8 protein-coding genes are annotated in these 19,437 nt (G+C 43.7%); 7 read left to right on the forward strand and 1 reads right to left on the reverse strand.

Annotation, left to right across the window (positions count from 1 at the left end; all coding sequences use genetic code 11):
* Positions 1-6 precede the first annotated feature (6 nt).
* Positions 7-2,670, reverse strand: a complete 2,664-nt coding sequence (locus SKC38_RS06575) for a family 78 glycoside hydrolase catalytic domain (RefSeq protein ID WP_377976204.1) — start codon at positions 2,668-2,670, stop codon at positions 7-9.
* A gap of 98 nt (positions 2,671-2,768) precedes the next feature.
* On the opposite strand from SKC38_RS06575, the gene SKC38_RS06580 reads away from it, so the two are divergent.
* From SKC38_RS06580 to SKC38_RS06610, 7 genes are all read left to right on the forward strand, one after another.
* Entirely contained in the window at positions 2,769-4,838 is a 2,070-nt protein-coding gene (locus SKC38_RS06580) for an outer membrane protein assembly factor BamB family protein (protein WP_377976206.1), read from the forward strand.
* Between the two features lie 428 nt (positions 4,839-5,266).
* On the forward strand, positions 5,267-5,971 hold the full coding sequence (locus tag SKC38_RS06585; RefSeq protein WP_377976208.1) for a hypothetical protein: 705 nt from the start codon (positions 5,267-5,269) through the stop codon (positions 5,969-5,971).
* 55 nt (positions 5,972-6,026) lie between these two features.
* Entirely contained in the window at positions 6,027-13,670 is a 7,644-nt protein-coding gene (locus tag SKC38_RS06590; protein ID WP_377976209.1) for a hypothetical protein, read from the forward strand.
* 62 nt (positions 13,671-13,732) lie between these two features.
* Complete coding sequence (locus SKC38_RS06595; protein WP_377976211.1) at positions 13,733-14,701, forward strand: hypothetical protein; 969 nt, start codon at positions 13,733-13,735, stop codon at positions 14,699-14,701.
* Entirely contained in the window at positions 14,701-16,122 is a 1,422-nt protein-coding gene (locus SKC38_RS06600; protein WP_377976213.1) for a LamG-like jellyroll fold domain-containing protein, read from the forward strand. The genes SKC38_RS06595 and SKC38_RS06600 overlap by 1 nt, the downstream gene beginning before the upstream one ends.
* On the forward strand, positions 16,112-17,065 hold the full coding sequence (locus SKC38_RS06605; protein ID WP_377976215.1) for a tail fiber domain-containing protein: 954 nt from the start codon (positions 16,112-16,114) through the stop codon (positions 17,063-17,065). Before SKC38_RS06600 ends, SKC38_RS06605 begins: the two co-directional genes overlap by 11 nt.
* Position 17,066: 1 nt before the next feature.
* Positions 17,067-19,433 (forward strand): discoidin domain-containing protein, encoded by a 2,367-nt coding sequence (locus tag SKC38_RS06610; RefSeq protein ID WP_377976217.1) that lies wholly within the window; start codon positions 17,067-17,069, stop codon positions 19,431-19,433.
* The last annotated feature ends 4 nt before the right edge of the window (positions 19,434-19,437 follow it).

Consider the following 19,437-nt stretch of genomic DNA (forward strand, 5'->3'; position numbering starts at 1 on the left):
TATCTGTTAGTTTATCGTAAATAAATAAGTTCCTGATCCAAGTCGCACACGATCACCTGAGATTTCCACCCCATCTAATGTTCGCCGATTTTGACCAAAGGCAGGCAATATAACACTCGCACTTGTATTCACAGGCACTTCTACTTGAAGCCTAAATACCCCCGAATCTAATCGCCAATCAGAAGAAATTTTTCCATAAGGAGTTTCCAAACTTGTTTTGGCAAAGCTTAATCCTCCTCCTAATTCAGGCTTTATGACACTTTGTTTGTAACCAGCACCATCAAATTCTTCCGTATCAATACCCCCAATCGTCCGATACATCCAATCACCAACCGCCCCATAGGCATAATGATTAAAGGAGGTCATCCCAGGATCTTGAAATGTCGAATCCGGTTTCATTGAATCCCAACGCTCCCAAATGGTCGTTGCCCCATGCGCCTTAATGGGATATAACCACGACGGATAAGTATCCTGTAACAACAATTTAAAGGCCACATCACTCCGACCGAAACGCGTTAATACAGGATTTAAAAATGGCGTACCTAAAAAACCGGTTGTTAAATGATATTTATATCCCTCAATGTTACTAACCAAACGAGCTAAAGCAGCTTCACGTAAAGAGCTAGGGATCATATCAAATTGCAATGCCAAAATGTAAGCCGTTTGTGTCTCAGAAATCAAACGCCCGTTTGCCGTCATGAATTCCTTTTGAAACTGCAATTTAATTCGATCTAATAAGCGCTCCCATTCTTTGTAATCTTCCGTTTCACCTAAAATACGCGCCGCTTTAATCATCAATTGCGTATTGTAAGCATAGAAACATTGCGCAACTAAATAGTTGTCGGTAACCGCCGACTTCTGTCCGATCATTCCTTTAGAATCATCCACTCGATATGAAAGCCAATCGGCAAATTGAAAACCCGTATTCCACAAATCATTTTTCGCAGCACCCCGCACATAATTCAAATAAGCCTTCATGCTCGCGTATTGATTCTCCAAAACCTGTTTATCGCCATAGCTCGTATATACATTATACGGTATGATGATACTGGCATCCGACCAACCCGCAGCTCCCGATTGCGTATTTTCTTTGCCAATTGTGGTACGCGTCAACACATCGGGAATAACGAAAGGAACAGCTCCATTGGGCGCCTGATCCGCCTGAACATCTTTCAGCCATTTGGCAAAAAACTGATTCACATTAAAGTTGAAGGCCGCCGTTCTAGAAAACACCTCCGCATCACCTGTCCATCCCAAACGCTCATCGCGCTGTGGACAATCCGTGGGAACATCTAAGAAATTCCCTTTTTGGCCCCAACGAATATTCGATTGCAATTGATTCAACAAAGGGTTACTTGTTTCAAAGGAACCCGTCGACTCCATATTCGAGTGCAAAGCGATAGCCGTGAAATCTTCGGGCTTAACATCATATCCCTCCACCTGGACATATCGAAATCCAAAAAACGTAAAATGTGGCTCAATGATTTCAGGCATACCGGAAAGTACATAGCTTGCTTGCGCTTTGGCAGAACGTAAATTGGCAAAATAGGGCTCTCCAAATTTATCCAACATCTCCACATGGTAAAATTTCACTTGTTGGCCTACTTGCCCCTTCGCCCGAAACTTAACCCAACCCACGATATTTTGACCAAAATCCAAAATCACTTTTCCTGAATTAGTACGTAACACCTTTTTAACGGCAACCTGTTCTTGCTTACGAATCGGTTCATTGATTTGGGCACGCAACACATCGAATGAAGCTGACGTTTCAACCACAGGCGTCCCTTGAACAGGCTTGATGCGCAAATCTTGCTTTTCGCCATCGTAAATTTCGGATGCAAGAATCGAACTTAAAGTGGCTTTCCAAGACGCATCTGAGGCGATGGTTTCTGTTGATCCATCGGCATAGGTAATCTCCAACTGGCTTAAAAGAGCCGTTTGAGCCCCATAAAAATTCTTGTTATTTTCCCATGCAATGCGTGTACGATACCAACCTGAACCCAAGAGTACATCCAATTCATTAAGTCCATTTTTAATATCGGATGTCAAATCATACACTTGATATTGCAGATGCTTATTATAACTCGTCCAACCCGGTGTTAAATAGGCATCGCCGATTCGCTTCCCATTAATCGAAGCCTCATACAAACCCCGAGCGGTAATAAACAAACGGGCTTGTTTCACTTTTTTAGAGGCAACAAATGATTTCTTGAAAAGCGGAATGCGCCCGTCAACCGTATCAGCCGCAATACCCGAACTGATCCATTTTGCTTTCCAATCCGAAGAATTCAAAAATGCCGTAGCAAAGCTAGACTTAAAAACTACGCTGGCTTTGTCCGACTGATCCCAAACCTGAACAGCAACCTGATAAGCTTGATTTGATTTCAAAGCAGCACCGGCGTAAGGAACAAATATGGATTGATTGGATGAAACTTTACCGGAGTTCCAAACAATTTGACTTCCTTCTTTCACTTGGATCGAATAAGCTTTCTGAGTCACATTCCGCTGAATCGATGCTAATTTCCAAGAGAATCGAGGCACAAGAGAACCAATGCCATGTGGATTCACTTGATTCTCAACGAGGACCCGTTGAATTGAAATTTGACCAAACAGGACAGATGGCGCCATAAAAAAGAGCAACCATAAGCCTTTCTGCAATAGAATTTTCATAAATTTCAAGGTTTAGATTTCAAAGCAATCTACGAATGTAAGTTGACAAATTAAAACAACCATCCTTGTCCCCCATAGGAAAGCCAAAACCTTATAACATGAAAATAATTGCATCCCTCACACTAAGCTTAAGTTTTCTACTCTTCGCCTGGTCATCTGAAACAGATCAAGATTGGTCGGAGTATTTAGGTGGCCCCGACCGCAATCATTTTTCACCATTGACACAAATTAATGAAAGCAATGCCAAAGACCTGAAGGTCGCTTGGACATACTCCCTACCCGATTCAGGACAAATGCAGGCAAATCCCATTACAGTAAGGGGTATACTTTATAGTGTCAGCGCATCCGTGCAAGCCTTCGCATTGGATGCTGCGACGGGCAAGGAGATTTGGCGCTTCGGGGATCCGCTAAAAAACTGGGCAAGCACATCGCGTGGCTTGAGCTATGCAGATGGGCGCATTTTATATACGGCTGGACCTAATCTTTGGGCCTTGGAAGCCAAAACGGGAAAGCCTATTGAAACATTTGGAGATCATGGGAAGGTGGATTTGCATACGGGCTTACCAGCCATCGCACAAAACAAATTCATCATTTCAAATACTCCTGGGACGATTGTGGGCGACGTCATCGTCATGCCCTTGCGATTATCTGAGGGGGCAGATGCGGCACCGGGTGACATTCGTGCGTTTAATATAAATACGGGTAAATTAGTTTGGAGCTTTCATACCATCCCATATCCGGGCGAGAAAGGCTATTCGACATTTCCGAAAGATGCCTATCGAAATACCTACACAGGCGCGGCGAACAACTGGGCCGGAATGGCAGTGGACCGTAAGCGTGGAATAATTTATGTACCTACGGGATCGGCGGGTTATGATTTTTGGGGAGGGAATCGGAAAGGCCAAAATTTATATGCCAATTGCCTACTTGCCTTGGATGCGCGGACAGGAAAAAGGCTTTGGCATTTTCAAACGACACACCATGATTTATGGGATCGAGATTTACCTGCGCCACCGAATTTGATTACCGTCACCCGAAACGGGAAACGGATCGATGCCGTTGCACAAATCACGAAACAAGGGTTCGTATTTCTCTTTGACCGCGTTTCGGGTAAACCCTTATTCGACATCAAAGAAATCCCGGTAGAACGAACAGGATTACCGGGCGAACATGTTTGGCCAACACAACCTTTCCCCGTTTTACCTAAACCCTACGCCCGCTTATCGAATGAGATCAAACCGAGTGACGTGAGTCCTTATGCCAAAAACAAGGAAGAACTTTCCGCTACTTTAGGCAAGTTAAAAAGAGCTTGGTACGATGCCCCAAGTGAACAAGGGACGTTAATTCTTCCTGGCTTCGACGGTGGTGGCGAATGGGGCGGCGCGGGTGCTGATCCCGAAAAAGGAATTCTGTACATCAATAGCAATGAAATGGGCTGGATACAGAAAATGGTCAAAAACAAAGCAGGTAACTCGACGAGTGGCGAAGGCTTATACCAACAAAGCTGTGCGAATTGCCATGGAACTGATCGAAAAGGAAACCCGGCGTCAGGCTACCCAAGTTTATTGGGAATCGAAAAAAAGCGGGATGCCAAATACATTGCACAAATCATACGGAATGGCAAAGGCATGATGCCGGGTTTTGGCCACATCAGTCCAGAAAAACAAAATGCGATCGCCGCATACATACAAGGATTAGCTTCCAAAGAGGTAGCATCCACCAATTCACCCGCGATTGTTCCATATCAAATGAGTGGCTACAACAAATTCTTGGATTCAGATGGTCTTCCGGGTTTGAGCACCCCTTGGGGAACCTTGAATGCCATCGATATGAACACAGGTAACTATTTATGGAAAATCCCTTTCGGTTCTGAACCATCTCTCGCTAACCAAGGAATACATGATATCACAGGCGGCGAAAATTACGGTGGGCCCATTATTACAAAAAGTGGTTTACTCATCATCGCCGCTACCAAAGACGCCACCCTTCGTATATATGCATCCGCCACGGGAAAACTTTTGGCGAGTTATCCTTTACCCTTTGCCTCCTTTGCAACACCATCCACCTACATGGTCAATGGAAAACAGTATGTCGTTGTGACATGCGGTGGGACGAAGTTGGGGACGCCGAAGGGGAACTTGGTGGTAGCTTTTTCAGTGAAGAGTTAAGAGTTAAGAGTGAAGAGTTAAGAGTGAAGAGGTAAGAGGTAAAGTTTGTAGGTACGCCTAAAAACCTTACACCTTAGAATTAAAATGCTTTTTAACCCTAGGCTAAAGCCTAGGGAGATCCCCAGACTAAAGTCTGGGGTTAAGAATAAAAAACCCCAGGTTTTAACCTGGGGAAATAGACGCGAAGTATTGCGTCTCAAACTTTGGCAATCCTGAAAGGTTTGCCAAAGAGAAAACAGCAACGAGTTTCGCATCTCTAAACTCTTACCTCTTCACTCTTAGTTCTTAACTCTCCCCTCTTACCGCTTAATAAATGTGTCCGAATTTCGAAAACTAGGACATGTACCGCTTGAATTCCAATAGTGCTTGACTATACTATGTTAATTTTGAATTATGGGAAATTCTCATGGTTCTAAGAATACATAATAATGATTAAAAATTTATACTTCATTGCATTATTTGCGTGTGTAAGCATACAAATTCAAGCGCAACATTGGAAATGGACGGTGGGTTTAAATAGCACCGACTACCAATACAAGAGTTCAACGGGGGATGTTATTGATTACATCAAACCGCTTGGTGGCGTGCATGCCTCCTTCCGATACAACAAAGAACTGGTAGATACCACCGACTTGATTTCCAAGTTTTCGAAGACAGCTATATTCTTTGGTAACCACCAAAAGCTCGCGAAAATCGCCAGTTTATTTCGCTACGAATTGGGGGTGAATATCAATCAATTCAACGCCACCGGTGACATCCAAAACATCATCCTGAATTACCAAACAAATTTCATTGGACTGCATGCTGCCTTTGGACCAGAGCTCAAAATCTACAAAGGTTTTTCCATTGCCGTACAAGGAAATTTAGGTGCACAGAAATTATTTACTGGTGTTCAAACTCAGATAAGCAACAGTAAAAACATCAATTACAATTTGGCAGACAATGAAAATTTCAGCCCGATTCACATGATGCTCGGCTACAACATCGAGATTCACAAATTGCTTACGGACAAGACTTCCATGTTCATTTCTTACCAAAAGAATACGACGCTCCACGGTTGGACCGAAGGAAAACCAAGTTTAAATTTTACACCTACAAGCCTAAGTATCGGCCTTAAAATTTCAAAATTCTAAGTCTATTTTACCCAATTAGTTCTTTAAATACTCCCCTAAAACGGGCATTAAAACGATGAAAAAATTACTCCTCCTTATTGTTTTACAATTAAGTTTATTCGCGGCATTTGGCCAGAAAAAGGGACTGAATTACCAAGCAGTCATCCTCGACCCCAAAACCATCGAAGTGCCCGGTGTCAATGTGACTGGCCAACCACTTTCCAATGGAAAAGTGTGGGTTCGATTCACACTAAAAACATCGGCAGGCGTAGATTATGAAGAGATCCAACAAACGACCACGGACGAATTCGGTCTTATTTCCTTGACCGTGGGAACCGGTGCGTCAACGGCCTCCAACAGCAGCAATGCGACTGGGATAAGTAAGTATAGCACCTTTGATTCCATTGTTTGGGATTCCGAATTAAAATCTATGATCGTAGCGGTCAATTTCGATGGAGGATCGAAATTTACGACCGTAAGCAATCAAAAATTGAACTTCACGCCATACGCCTTGTATGCAGAATCCGTGGACTACAAAAACGTACGTAACTCACCTAAAAACCTAAGTCAATTCAACAATGACACGGGTTATTTGGTACCAAAAGATTTAGATCCATTGAAATCTTCTGTGGCTGCCAATACCAAAGCAATTGCGGATAATCAAGCGACAAATGAAGGGAAATTTCTTGTGGTGAATCAATCCATTGATGCGCTTGATAAGAAAGTTAAAGCAGATATTACAAACATCAACAATACATTAACAGATCACGATAATCGGATAAATACAACCGCTAATAATTTAACGAATACGACAAACAATCTAAGTTCACAAATTGGCTCCGTTCGTAATTTAACGGAAGCTACAGCCAATACAGTAAATAATTTGAGTGGAACTTATGAATCAGCTGGAAATAAATCCTCGGCAACAGATTTAGGTGGCGGTAACCCATCTGATATCTTATTCCCAACACAAAAAGCCGCTAAAACCTATGTAGATAATGCTGTGAGCATTGCCGTTGCGTCTGGAGCTCCTGATGCTACGACTTTGGCATCCGGAAAAGTGCAATTAACCGGGGACTTAGGCGGAACAGCAACCAACCCAACGGTACCCGGTTTGGCCAACAAAGAAAATACAAGCAACAAATCGACGAACGTGGCAGCAGATGGATCATCGGATACGAAATATCCATCTGTACGTGCCATTAAAACCTATGTGGATCAAGCGACGATGGGCATCGCCTTGCAAGCCGCAGTTGACGCGAAGGCGGACAAAAACTCCCCTGTTTTCACGGGAACACCATCTTTACCTTCAGGAACAACGGCAGTAACACAAAGCCCGGCAAATAACTCGACAGCCTTGGCGACAACAGCCTTCGTTCAAGGTGCAATTGCCTCAGCTACGATCGTAGATGCAGATGCAACGACCAAAGGAAAGATTCAATTAGCCGGTGATTTGGGCGGTACAGCAGGTTCTCCTACCGTACCCGCATTGGCGAACAAAGAAAACACAAGCAATAAATCGACAGCCACAGCCTTGGGAACCAGTGACCAATTATACCCTACACAGAACGCGGTCAAGGTATATGTGGACAACCAAGTAGCCGCAGCAACCATTGCAGATGCAACGGCCTTAATCAAAGGTAAATTACAATTGGCCGGCGATTTAACAGGTACAGCAGCTGCTCCTGCCATCGCAACAAGCGCAGTGACAAGTGCGAAAATTGCCGATGGGACAATTGAAACCGCAGACATTGCCGATAATGCCATCACGACGGCTAAAATCACGGATGCAAATGTAACGGATGCTAAAATTGCTACAGTTTCTGGATCGAAAGTAAATGGAAACATTACAGGTAATTCGGCTAATGTCACAGGAACCGTAGCCATTTTAAATGGGGGTACTGGAGCGACTTCTGCAACTGCGGCTTTGACGAATTTAGGTGCGCAATCGACAGCCAATTTGAGTAACGATGTATCTGCAGATGCTGCTTCGGTAACAAAATACCCAGCCGTTAAAACGATCAAAGAATACGTCGACAATTCCGTAGCAGCTGCAACCATTGCGGATGCCACAACGACATTAAAAGGTAAAATCCAATTAGGAGGTGATTTGGCAGGAACGGGAACAACGGCAGCAGCACCGGTGATTTCAGATAATGCCATTACTTCTGCGAAAATTGCTGATGGAACAATCGCAACGGCGGACATAGCTAATGCAAGTATCACAAATGCCAAAATTTCAGGTCCTATCTCCATCGCCAATGGGGGAACAGGATCCGCAACACAGAACTTTGTTGACCTAACTACCGCGCAAACCATCGCTGGAGTTAAAACTTTCTCATCCACCATCACAGGAAGCATCAGCGGAAATGCAGGTACTGCAACTACATTAGCCACGGCAAGAAACATCTATGGAAACAGTTTTGATGGTTCTGCAGCTTTGACCGGCATTATCGCATCCACTTATGGCGGAACAGGAAATGGTTTCACGAAATTCACAGGACCAACCACAGCAGAAAAAACCTTTACCCTGCCAGATGCATCAGCTACAATCTTAACAACAAACGCAGCTGTAAGTATTGCTCAAGGTGGAACAGGTTCAACAACTGCTGGAGATGCCTTGACGGCATTAGGTGCACAAGCGACTGCCAACTTAAGTACAGATATTTCTGCAGATGCTGCATCAACAACTAAATATCCAGCTGTTCAAGCCATCAAAAATTACGTTGACGCAAGTGTTGTGTCCGCAACTCCAGATGCCTCAACATCCGTAAAAGGTAAAATTCAACTAGGCGGTGATTTAGCCGGAACAGGGACAACTGCTGCGGCACCGGTCATTTCCGACAATGCCATTACAACGGTTAAAATCAACGATGGGGCAGTTAATTCAGCTAAGATCACTGATGGAACGATTGTAAATGCCGACATCAACGCATCGGCCGCTATTGTAGATACGAAATTGGCCACCATTTCTACTTCAGGAAAAGTGAGCAATTCAGCCACAACAGCTACAGATGCAAATACAGCTTCAGCTATTGTTGCACGTGATGCGAGTGGCAATTTTGCCGCAGGTACCATCACCGCAAGCTTAACAGGTTTGGCATCTAAGGCTAGCAACATCAACGGAGGAACCTTAGGGGCGCTACCATATCAATCGGCAGCTAATACAACGTCGCTTTTAACCGGAAGTACTTCAGCCACCAAACAATTCTTAACACAAACTGGAACAGGTTCCGCATCTGCTGCTCCTGCTTGGGGATCTATGGTTATTGCAGACGTATCCGATTTAGGAACAGGCGTAGGTGGATTCTTAGGAACACCTACCAGCGCAAACTTAGCCACAGCCGTGACGAATGAAACAGGCTCAGGGGCTTTGGTATTTGCGAACTCTCCTACTTTAGTAACACCTACCTTGGGTGTGTCATCCGCGACGAGCGTTGGCTTTGCTGGTTCAACATCCGGTACAGCAACCTTAGCAGCACCAGCAGTCGCAGGAACAACAACGATTACATTGCCAGGTGCTACGGGAACCTTAGCAACATTGGCAGGAACGGAAACCTTGACCAATAAAACATTAACGAGCCCTGTGTTAATCACACCTGATTTGGGCGTGCCATCAGCAATTGACTTGAGTAATGCCAGCAGCTTACCCGTAGCAGCCATTACAGGAACATTGCCCATCACGAAAGGAGGTACAGGGGCAACTACTGCGGCAGCCGCATTAACCGCATTGGGAGCACAATCCACAGCCAATTTAAGTACTGACGTTGCTGCAGATGCCGCATCTACAACAAAATACCCAGCAGTAAAATACATCAAAGAATACGTTGACGCTAGCATTACCTCCGGCGCGCCAGATGCTGATGCTACGACGAAAGGAAAAATACAGTTGGCCGGTGACCTAACAGGAACTGCCGCTTCTCCCGCCATCGCTGCCAGTGCAGTAACGACTGCCAAAATCAATAACGATGCGGTTACATCTGCAAAGATTGCCGATGGAACGATTGTAAATGCCGACATCAATGCATCTGCTGCGATTGCTGATACCAAATTGGCGACAATCGCTACCGCAGGGAAAGTAAGCAATTCAGCCACAACAGCAACCGATGCGAATACAGCCTCGGCCATCGTTGCTCGTGATGCCAGTGGCAATTTCACGGCAGGAACAATTACGGCCAACTTAACTGGTTTAGCGAGTAAAGCAACTAACTTGAACGGGGGTGCCGTAGGTTCAATACCTTACCAAAGCGCAGCGAACACAACAACCTTATTAGCAGGTAACTCATCTGCAACTAAGAAATTCTTGACACAAAGCGGTGATGGAACATCTGCTGCAGCACCAGTTTGGGCGGGAGTTGCCGTTTCTGATATCACAGGTACTTTGCCAGTTGCCAATGGAGGTACCGGGGTAACATCCGTAGCCGCAAATCTCGTATTTGCAGGTCCTACTTCTGGAGCCTCAGCCGCAGCACCAAGCTTCCGAAGCTTAGTTGCAGCGGATTTACCTTCCGGTTCGACGAACTATGTAATCAATGGAACGACCCAACAAGCTAGCACCGATTTCAATATCAGTGGATCGGGTACCATTGGAACAACCTTAGCAGTAACCGGTAACACAACCATCGGTGGTACTGCTACGATTACAGGCGCTACAACCCTATCAGCTTTAACAGCTACCAAAGGAGTCTTCACAGACGCATCGAAGCGTTTGACAAGTACTGGAACGTTGGGGACCGATCAAGGAGGTACAGGAATGACATCCTTTAATAGTGGTGGTGCCATGTATGCAACGAGCACGTCGGCATTAACGACAGGTACATTACCTACGAGTGCCGGTGGTACGGGATTAACTTCCTTTACGAGTGGTGGTGCATTATATACGACAAGTACAACAGCGGTCACTTCAGGTACTTTACCGGTAACAGCCGGTGGTACAGGTTTGGCGAGCATTAGTGCGAGTCAAATCACGTTTGGTAATGGAACAAGCGCATTGGGTACAAGTTCAAATTTAGTTTGGGATAATACCAATGCGCGATTGGGTATTGGTATCAGTACACCTTCTGCTACATTTCAAATTGGAACGGAATCCGCTGACAACTTAAAGTACTATGTCGATGCCAACAGTAACAATACATTAAAACTAGGTTACCGTGCTACAGGCTGGTTGATGCGTACCGGAAACAATTCCGGCGTTGCGACCGACTTGAATTTTTCATATATGAACAGCGGAGGAACTTCCGACATTTTAACTGTCAGCAATTTAGGTTCTGTGATTGTAAATGGCCCATTGAATGTTAGTACAACTGCAACAGCCTTATCAGGATCATTTACCAATTTAGATTTAGCTAATTCAGCCATTCATTACAGTGGTACGGATAATAAATTAGGAATCTTTACTTCGGCCCCTACGTCAAAGTTCCAGATTTTTGGCGATACGAATGCCGACTTCCCATTAAAGTATGATGCGGATTTAAGTGGTGGAACGATGACCTTGAGTTTCCGTTCGAAAGCTTTCAAAATCATGACGAACCAAAACAGTGGCACGTTAGAAAATTTGACCTATTACTATAACAATGGTACGACAGACACACAAATCATGCAATTAAATAATTATGGCCAAGTACGTATACCTGCTTTAATATTACCTACTGGGGCGGCTGCTGGAAAATACTTAACATCAGATGCGAATGGTGTGGCTTCATGGGCAGATGTAAATGCATCTGGAAACTTAGTTACCTTAACGGGAACCCAAACGTTAACCAATAAATCTTTTACGGCACCAGCCCTAGGAACACCCGCATCAGGTGTTTTAACCAATGCAACGGGCTTACCTTTAACTACGGGTGTAACGGGTATTTTACCGATTGCCAACGGAGGTACAGGTTCAGCAACACAAAACTTTGTGGATTTAACAACCGCACAAACTATAGCAGGTGCTAAAACATTTTCATCAACGATTGTGGGATCCATTTCAGGCAATGCTGCCACAGTAACGAATGGAGTTTATACAACAAATAAATTAAGTGCTTTATCAGCTACAACATCTGCTGAATTAGCGGGAGTCATTTCTGATGAAACAGGAACGGGATCTTTGGTATTCGCTACCTCTCCTACCTTGGTAACGCCAACTATCGGCGCCGCAACTGGAACAAGTTTAAGTGTTACAGGTCAGTTGACATCAACCGTTGCCACAGGTACTGCACCTTTAGTTGTTACTTCTACTACGCCGGTTACGAATTTAAATATTGGAGGAAATGCAGCAACTGCTACAACAGCTACGAACATTGCCGGTGGTTTAGCTGGATCGCTCCCTTATCAAACTGCTGCAGGTACGACAACTTTATTGGCCAAAGGGACAGATGGACAATTCCTAACTTTAGTCAGTGGAGCACCTGCCTGGTCGACGTCAAGTGCGGTGACGAGTGTAGGAGCTATTTCAGCATCTTCTACAGCCAATGGAGCTAGTATCACTTCCAATGTCCTCAACTTAGCGCCTGCAGATGGCACCAATGGTGGTGTCGTTACTACCTCAGCACAAAGCTTTGCGGGGATAAAAACCTTTGCAAATACGACTGCGAGTACATCCACAACAACGGGGGCAGTTATTGTCTCAGGTGGTTTGGGTGTTGCCAAATCAATGTATGTTGCTGAAGACTCCTATATCAATGGTTTGAAAATTGGTAAAGGCCTAGCCTCATTGTCAACAAACATCGCGATTGGGGCCTCAACCCTAGCGGCAGCTACAACTGGGGATAAAAACGTTGCAATCGGTTCAAATGCATTGGCTGCTAATACCAATGCAACAGATAACACCGCAATAGGTTACAATACATTGGCTGCCAATACAGTTGGCTCAGGGAATACGGCCATCGGCAGTGGTTCAATCAGCGCAATGAATAACGCAACTTCAGGTAATGTCCTACGAAATACGGCTGTCGGGAATGCAACGTTATCAGCCATGACATCCGGAGCTTACAATACTGTGATGGGAACTTTCGCATTAGCGGATATGACTAGTGGATCTTCCAATGTAAGTATTGGTAACGAGGCTGGTCAAAAAATCGGTATTGGTTCTGTTAGTAATACGCAAATGAATACCTCAGTCATTATAGGAGCTGATGCGCGAACTCTTGGAAGTGGTGAAAGTAATGCTATAGTAATTGGATACCAAGGTAGAGGTTTAGGATCAAATACGGCGGTGATAGGTAATGCATCAACTACTATGACATCATTAAACGGTGAAGTCCTTGTTGGAAGTACAACCGATGCCGGTGATTATAAATTACAAATTACAGGTAATTCAAAATTAACAGGGACACTAACAGTAGTAGATGGTTCCCAAGGAGCAGGAAAAGTTTTAATATCCGATGCAAATGGTTTAGCAACTTGGTCAGCAAATAGTAATGGAGGTGTTTCGTCAATATCTGCGACTGCAACCATGGCAGCTACCGATAATTACAATCTTATTGTATTTTCTGGATCTACTTCTGGTCAAACAATTACATTACCAAGCGCATCAGCAGCAGGTGCAGGTCGTGAAATTACAATTAAGAATATTGCAAGTGTAACTGTAGCAGTAGCAGCCACCTCAGGTAACTTAATTTCAGATAGTACAACGACATCTGCAACTGGTTTAAACATTGGAACTGAACCGTCAAATAACTGGATAAAGGCGATATCAACAGGCACCAACTGGATCATCTTACGAGCATTGTTCTAAAATACAATTGTCATATTTTCCAAATTCGACAATTCATTAATAAAAGTCTTTATGAGACAAATATGAAAAAGCTATTAACTGTTTTCCTTATTGTATTAGCAATTTTCCAAAATAGAAAATTATTAGCTCAAACAGGTATAGGTACAACAGCTCCCGTGAATAAATTCCAAGTAGAAACGGCTACGGCAGATCCCGCTACAAGTGGTTCTGCAGCCAATGGAAATTTGCGTCTGAGTGGTTTATCGGTGGCTCATGTTTTGGATTTTGGCTTAGGTAATACGAGTAATTTTGCTTGGATTCAAGCAAGAAATAAGACCTATGGTACGAATTACAATTTGGCATTAAATCCTTTGGGAGGTAATGTGGGCATTGGTACCTCCTCGCCTACTGCGAAATTGAATCTTGTGGGTGGTGGCATGCGAATCTACGATGGATTCACAAATAGTGGTACAAGACCCGCCATTAATACCAGTAGCATTGGGAATTATGAAATTCGTGGTGTAGGATCCGCAACAGGAACAGTCCAAGCAGATGGAGCAGATGATGGCTTTCTGCGACTTTCCGCGGGGGGGGGGACAACAACAACTGCACAGTCTTCCATTGATATTTCAGGTTTTTCGAATACAGCCGATATGAACAATAACATCGTCTTTCGTACCGCTGGGACGGAACGTATGCGGATAGATTTAAATGGGAATGTCTTAGGTTCAAACAGCAATACTCTATCGGGTTTTGGAGCAACGATTTCTTCTATTTCAGCTGCTTATACCCTTGCTGCTACCGACAATGCAGAAGTAATTAAATCGGACGCTGCTTCCGCGATAACTGTGACGATTCCGACAGGTTTACCTACGGGTTTCAACTGCATGGTCTTGCAATATGGCGCGGGACAAATCACCTTTGCTGCTGCAAGTGGGGTGACAATTATCAATCGGAACTCCTATACGAAAACATTAGGCCAATATGCGATTGCGACTGTCTTGCATTTGGGAAGTAATATTGTGGTTATATCAGGTGAATTAGGAAATTAATGATAAGGATACTGATTATATTTTTACTGATACCTTCTGTCTTGCTGGCGCAATTCTATTCGCCGAGCTATGCAGGAAATGTATCGAAAAATAATCTCTATGTGAATTATGATTTTAGTAAATCAAGCTCCTACCCTGGATCAGGCACAACGGTGTATAGCACAACGACGAATGCGGTAAGTGCAAGTCTCGCAAACAGTCCTACCTATTTCTCTGATCCGGGTTACCTTCGTTTTATTGCGGGAAGTTCCCAATACATGATAATAGGAGACTTTAAAAACGCATACTCACCCGTGAGCCCTAGTACGAGATCAGGAGTTTTCACCTTAAGCCTTTGGTTTAATCCCACAGCACTTAATGGAGTTGTCGTATCTGATTTAGATAACACAATACCGGGAGGCGGCTATCATACCTCAGATATTGAGATGGTAGCAGGATATTTAAAATTTTCTGTTTGGCCCAAAAACACCGTTCTTACCACAGCCACTACTGTTACACTCAATGAATGGCACCATGTGGTATTGGTATATACAGGAACACAAGTCAAAGCCTATTTAGACAATACATTAGTAGGTACAGCAACTTATACGCGTTCGGGTCCACACATGGGCAGTTATACGGCTGCTCAATATTTTGGTATAGCAGCATATGATGGCACACACATGGGATCAGGTGCTTATGGGAGTTTTTTGTTGGCCGATGTAAAATTCTTTTCAGCGGCTTTGGGAGATGGGGAGGTGAATTCAATTTACCAACAAGAGAAATCAAATTATGATTTAGTGTTTTATTTGGATGGAGGTAATACAACTTCTCTGGCGACTTCAGGGGCAACCGCTTGGAATGATATATCGGGACATGCCAAATCAGGGGATATTGGAGCAGGCATGTCTTACAATGCAACTGCGAGTGGAAGCATGTATTTTAATGGGGCTAGTACTGCTTATTCAAATTTTAGCTGTGGATTAAATGGGACTTCTACTATTACAGTTGAAATGTGGGTAAAGCCAACTACGCTATCTGGTGGCATGTTTTTTGGCTTTTACCGTTATGACGTATTTACCACGGGAGGTGGTTTGGGATACAATACGGCAGGTGGAGATCTCTATGGTATAAATTCCACCCAAACCAGTGGTTTTGTCAATACTTGGAAACACTATGTGTTCGTCATGAATACAGGTTCGGTGACATCCAATAAGATATATGTGAATGGGGTTTCACAAACGTTAGCTCTACGAACAGGGACCATTCAAAATGCTAATACCAATTTTAATGGGGGAATTGGCCGAATTGCTTGTTGGGCCAATGACAATGCATACATGCAACAGATGTACATCACCAAATTTAAAATTTACGACCGTGAACTTACGCAAGCTGAAATCACGAATAACTTTAATAAAGACAAAGCAAGACATGGACTTTAAACGCATATTTATTTTCGCAATTTTAGGCTTAAGCTTTGGAGCAAAAGCCCAAACGGGTATCGGTACCACGACACCCGTAAATAAATTACAGGTGGAAACAGCGACCGCTGATCCTTTATCGAGTGGAACGACTGCAAACGGAAATTTACGTTTGAGTGGGCCATCCCCTGCTGTACATGTCTTGGACTTTGGTTTGAGTAGTACGTCTACGTTTGCTTGGATGCAGGCTCGGAATAAAACGTATGGCACCAATTATTTTTTAGGTATTAATCCTTTGGGGGGAAATGTAGGAATTGGAACTTCTGCACCATTATCAACCCTAACCGTAGGTAATGCAGGAGGTACCATTTCCGGTGAAATCACCATCAATCCGCAAGGTGCTTCAAATGAAGGCGGTCAAATTACCCTAAAAAAATCATTATCTGGACCAACAAATGATTGGACCATAGATACCTATGGAGATAACTTAGCCAACGCACGTTTTCGAATTTTTAATGGCTCAGATGCAACAACTGGTTTAAGCATAAAAGAAAATGGGTTTGTTGGATTAGGAAATATTGCACCTACCGTTCGGTTACAGGTAACTGGCGACATTATCGCAAATTCAATCGCTGGTTCTTCTGACATCCGTTTCAAGAAAGACATCTCCCCTATTGAAAATCCATTGGCCAAAGTTATGCAGTTGCGGGGCGTGAATTTCAACTGGAATACCTCGGCCTTCCCACAACGCATGTTCTCCGAAAAACGTACGATGGGTTTCATCGCTCAGGAAGTTGAAAAAGTTGTACCTGAAATTGTCCAAACAGAAAACACAGCAGAAGGATTTAAATCCGTACAATATGACAAGATAGTTGCCTTACTCGTGGAGGCAGTGAAGGCCCAACAAAAACAAATTCAACAATTAAAACGCGAAGTCAAAAAATTGAAGAAACAAGCACGCTAGGATGAAGTATTTCTTTGGGATATGTTTATGGATTTGTAGTCTGAGCGTTTGGGGACAAATGATCACAGCACCTGCGCCCTTGACCATTGAGGCGAATGCCAGCAATGTGGACGCGGGGGATTTTGTGGTGAACTGGGCAAACACGACAGACCAAATTTTGGTATCCATTAGTTTGGAATACCATAATGGAGCAACATTTTCCTTACCTGTTACAACAGGCTTAACCTTGAATACAGGTTATACGTTGTGGACGGGAATTACGAGCATCGTATTTTATGGAACTAAGACCAACGTCAATACGGCGCTTGCTGCCATGACAATATCCATGGGTGCAGTAAAAACGGCTGTTAAAATCAATGTAGAGGCTTCAGGCTATGATGCCAATTATGTTTACAATCCGGCGAATAAACACTTTTATCGCTATGTCGCAGGAAATATAACCTATGCTACTGCCAAAACGAATGCAGCCACCTACAGTTTCAAGGGAAAAACAGGCTACATGGTCACGGTTACATCCGATGCAGAAAACAATTTTATCAATACGAATATTTCTGGTTCAAATGTTTGGCTAGCCATCACGGATGCCGTCACGGATGGAACCTGGGTCATCGATGCGGGGCCGGAATTGGGTACGGTCTTGAAAACACAAAATGGACCTACGGCTGGAAATATCGATGGACAATATAATAATTGGTGTACCGGAGAACCCAATGGCGCAAACCACTCGGAAGATTATGCCGTAGGAAAATGGAATAGTAATACGTGTTGGAATGATTTACCCAATACCTATTCCGGAGTAGCAGGTTTTGTCGTCGAAATCAGTGCGGATTTCCCAGCTGGATCGGATTATACGGGTGTTTATTCCACATACGCCGTGCATAATAATGACATCGCGTTTTCGTTGGCATCAGCTAACAATACGACATTAAATTCCACAACGGTTTCGAATTACCCCAACCTCTTTGGTGGTTTGCAAATCAATACAGGGAATACTATTACTTTAAATACATCAACTACCTTGAATACGAATAAAATCATATTCAACGGGACAGGGAAATTGGTTTTAACGGATAATACAAGTAAATGGACACCAGGAACGGCAAGTACCACGAACACTTTTGTCCATAGCCCTACGACAAACTCGACCCCAAACTATTGGTCGGTGACCAGCTCATGGAATTATACGACAGGCTCTACAGGTGCTGGTGACCCCTTTTATGAGAATGCTCCATATCCGGGTACAGGTCTTGCATTGCATCAAACTCCCTATTTAAATTCACCACAAGGCTGGTCGGCACAAGTGAACAATACAAGCCAATACATTCAATTAAGTTATCCCGTACCAGTTTATATGACAGGTTTAGTTACGCAAGGTCGTGCCTATAACGGTGGACAATGGGTTACAACGGCCAATGTGGATGTCAGTTTAGATGGGACAACGTGGACGAATGTGCTAACTGGAGCCTCCATTAACACAAATTCAACCGATGCGGTTACCGTACTTTTTCCTTCCGTGGTTTACGCAAGGTTCATTCGACTCAATCCGACGGCTTGGAACGGTCACATTACCATGCGTATGGGAGCTATCATTAAATCAACACCTAGCATATCGGATGGATTAGTTTTGAATTTAGATGCAGGTAATCTTATATCGCACAATGGTACTTCTACAACCTGGAGGGATTTATCCAGTTCCACGAATCATGGTACACTAACCAATGGGCCAAGCTATAATATCTCAAATCGAGGATTTGTTACTTTTGATGGTGTGGATGATTATGTTAATGGCGTTGCGATTCCATCCACAAGCGGAAATAATTCACGGACGGTCATGGTTTGGTATAAGTCGACGGCCAATAAAAATACGATCTTATTAGACAAAGGAGCCGTTACAGATGACAAATCGGAACAATTGGTATTAGTTTATACGAATGGTGCTGGCGTTGGGGCAGGTTCCTATCCACCAACCAATAATGGAGGCATTGGTGTCTGTTTTTGGGGAAGTGATTTGATTTATCCGATTGCTGCCACGACCCTATTCGATGGAAACTGGCATTTTGTGGCCTATACCTACGACAATTCCAACACCTCCGTCCGAATTTGCTTTGATGGTAAATTTGCAGCATCCGTTTATCAGTGGAATACGAGCGCATGGTCAATGAATACTTCCAAACCCTTTGTTTTACCTAGAACTCAAAATACCACGAATAATCCCTATTTAATTGGTCAATCCCGAGCAGCCTTTTGGGGGTATGGAGGTACCTTTAGCAATGTCAGTATACCTTTGCTACAGATTTATAACCGGGCCTTAACGGAAGCAGAAATATTAACCAATTACAATGCAACCCGAGCGCGCTACGGCAGGTAGCGTT

This window comes from Aquirufa echingensis, assembly GCF_042714525.1.
GTDB classification, from domain to species: domain Bacteria; phylum Bacteroidota; class Bacteroidia; order Cytophagales; family Spirosomataceae; genus Aquirufa; species Aquirufa echingensis.

Coding starts and splice junctions, on each gene's coding strand:
- SKC38_RS06600 (WP_377976213.1), top strand. CDS start 14,701: ATGATAAGGATACTGATTATATTTTTACTGATACCTTCTGTCTTGCTG.
- SKC38_RS06605 (WP_377976215.1), top strand. CDS start 16,112: ATGGACTTTAAACGCATATTTATTTTCGCAATTTTAGGCTTAAGCTTT.
- SKC38_RS06575 (WP_377976204.1), bottom strand. CDS start 2,670: ATGAAAATTCTATTGCAGAAAGGCTTATGGTTGCTCTTTTTTATGGCG.
- SKC38_RS06610 (WP_377976217.1), top strand. CDS start 17,067: ATGAAGTATTTCTTTGGGATATGTTTATGGATTTGTAGTCTGAGCGTT.
- SKC38_RS06585 (WP_377976208.1), top strand. CDS start 5,267: ATGATTAAAAATTTATACTTCATTGCATTATTTGCGTGTGTAAGCATA.
- SKC38_RS06595 (WP_377976211.1), top strand. CDS start 13,733: ATGAAAAAGCTATTAACTGTTTTCCTTATTGTATTAGCAATTTTCCAA.
- SKC38_RS06580 (WP_377976206.1), top strand. CDS start 2,769: ATGAAAATAATTGCATCCCTCACACTAAGCTTAAGTTTTCTACTCTTC.
- SKC38_RS06590 (WP_377976209.1), top strand. CDS start 6,027: ATGAAAAAATTACTCCTCCTTATTGTTTTACAATTAAGTTTATTCGCG.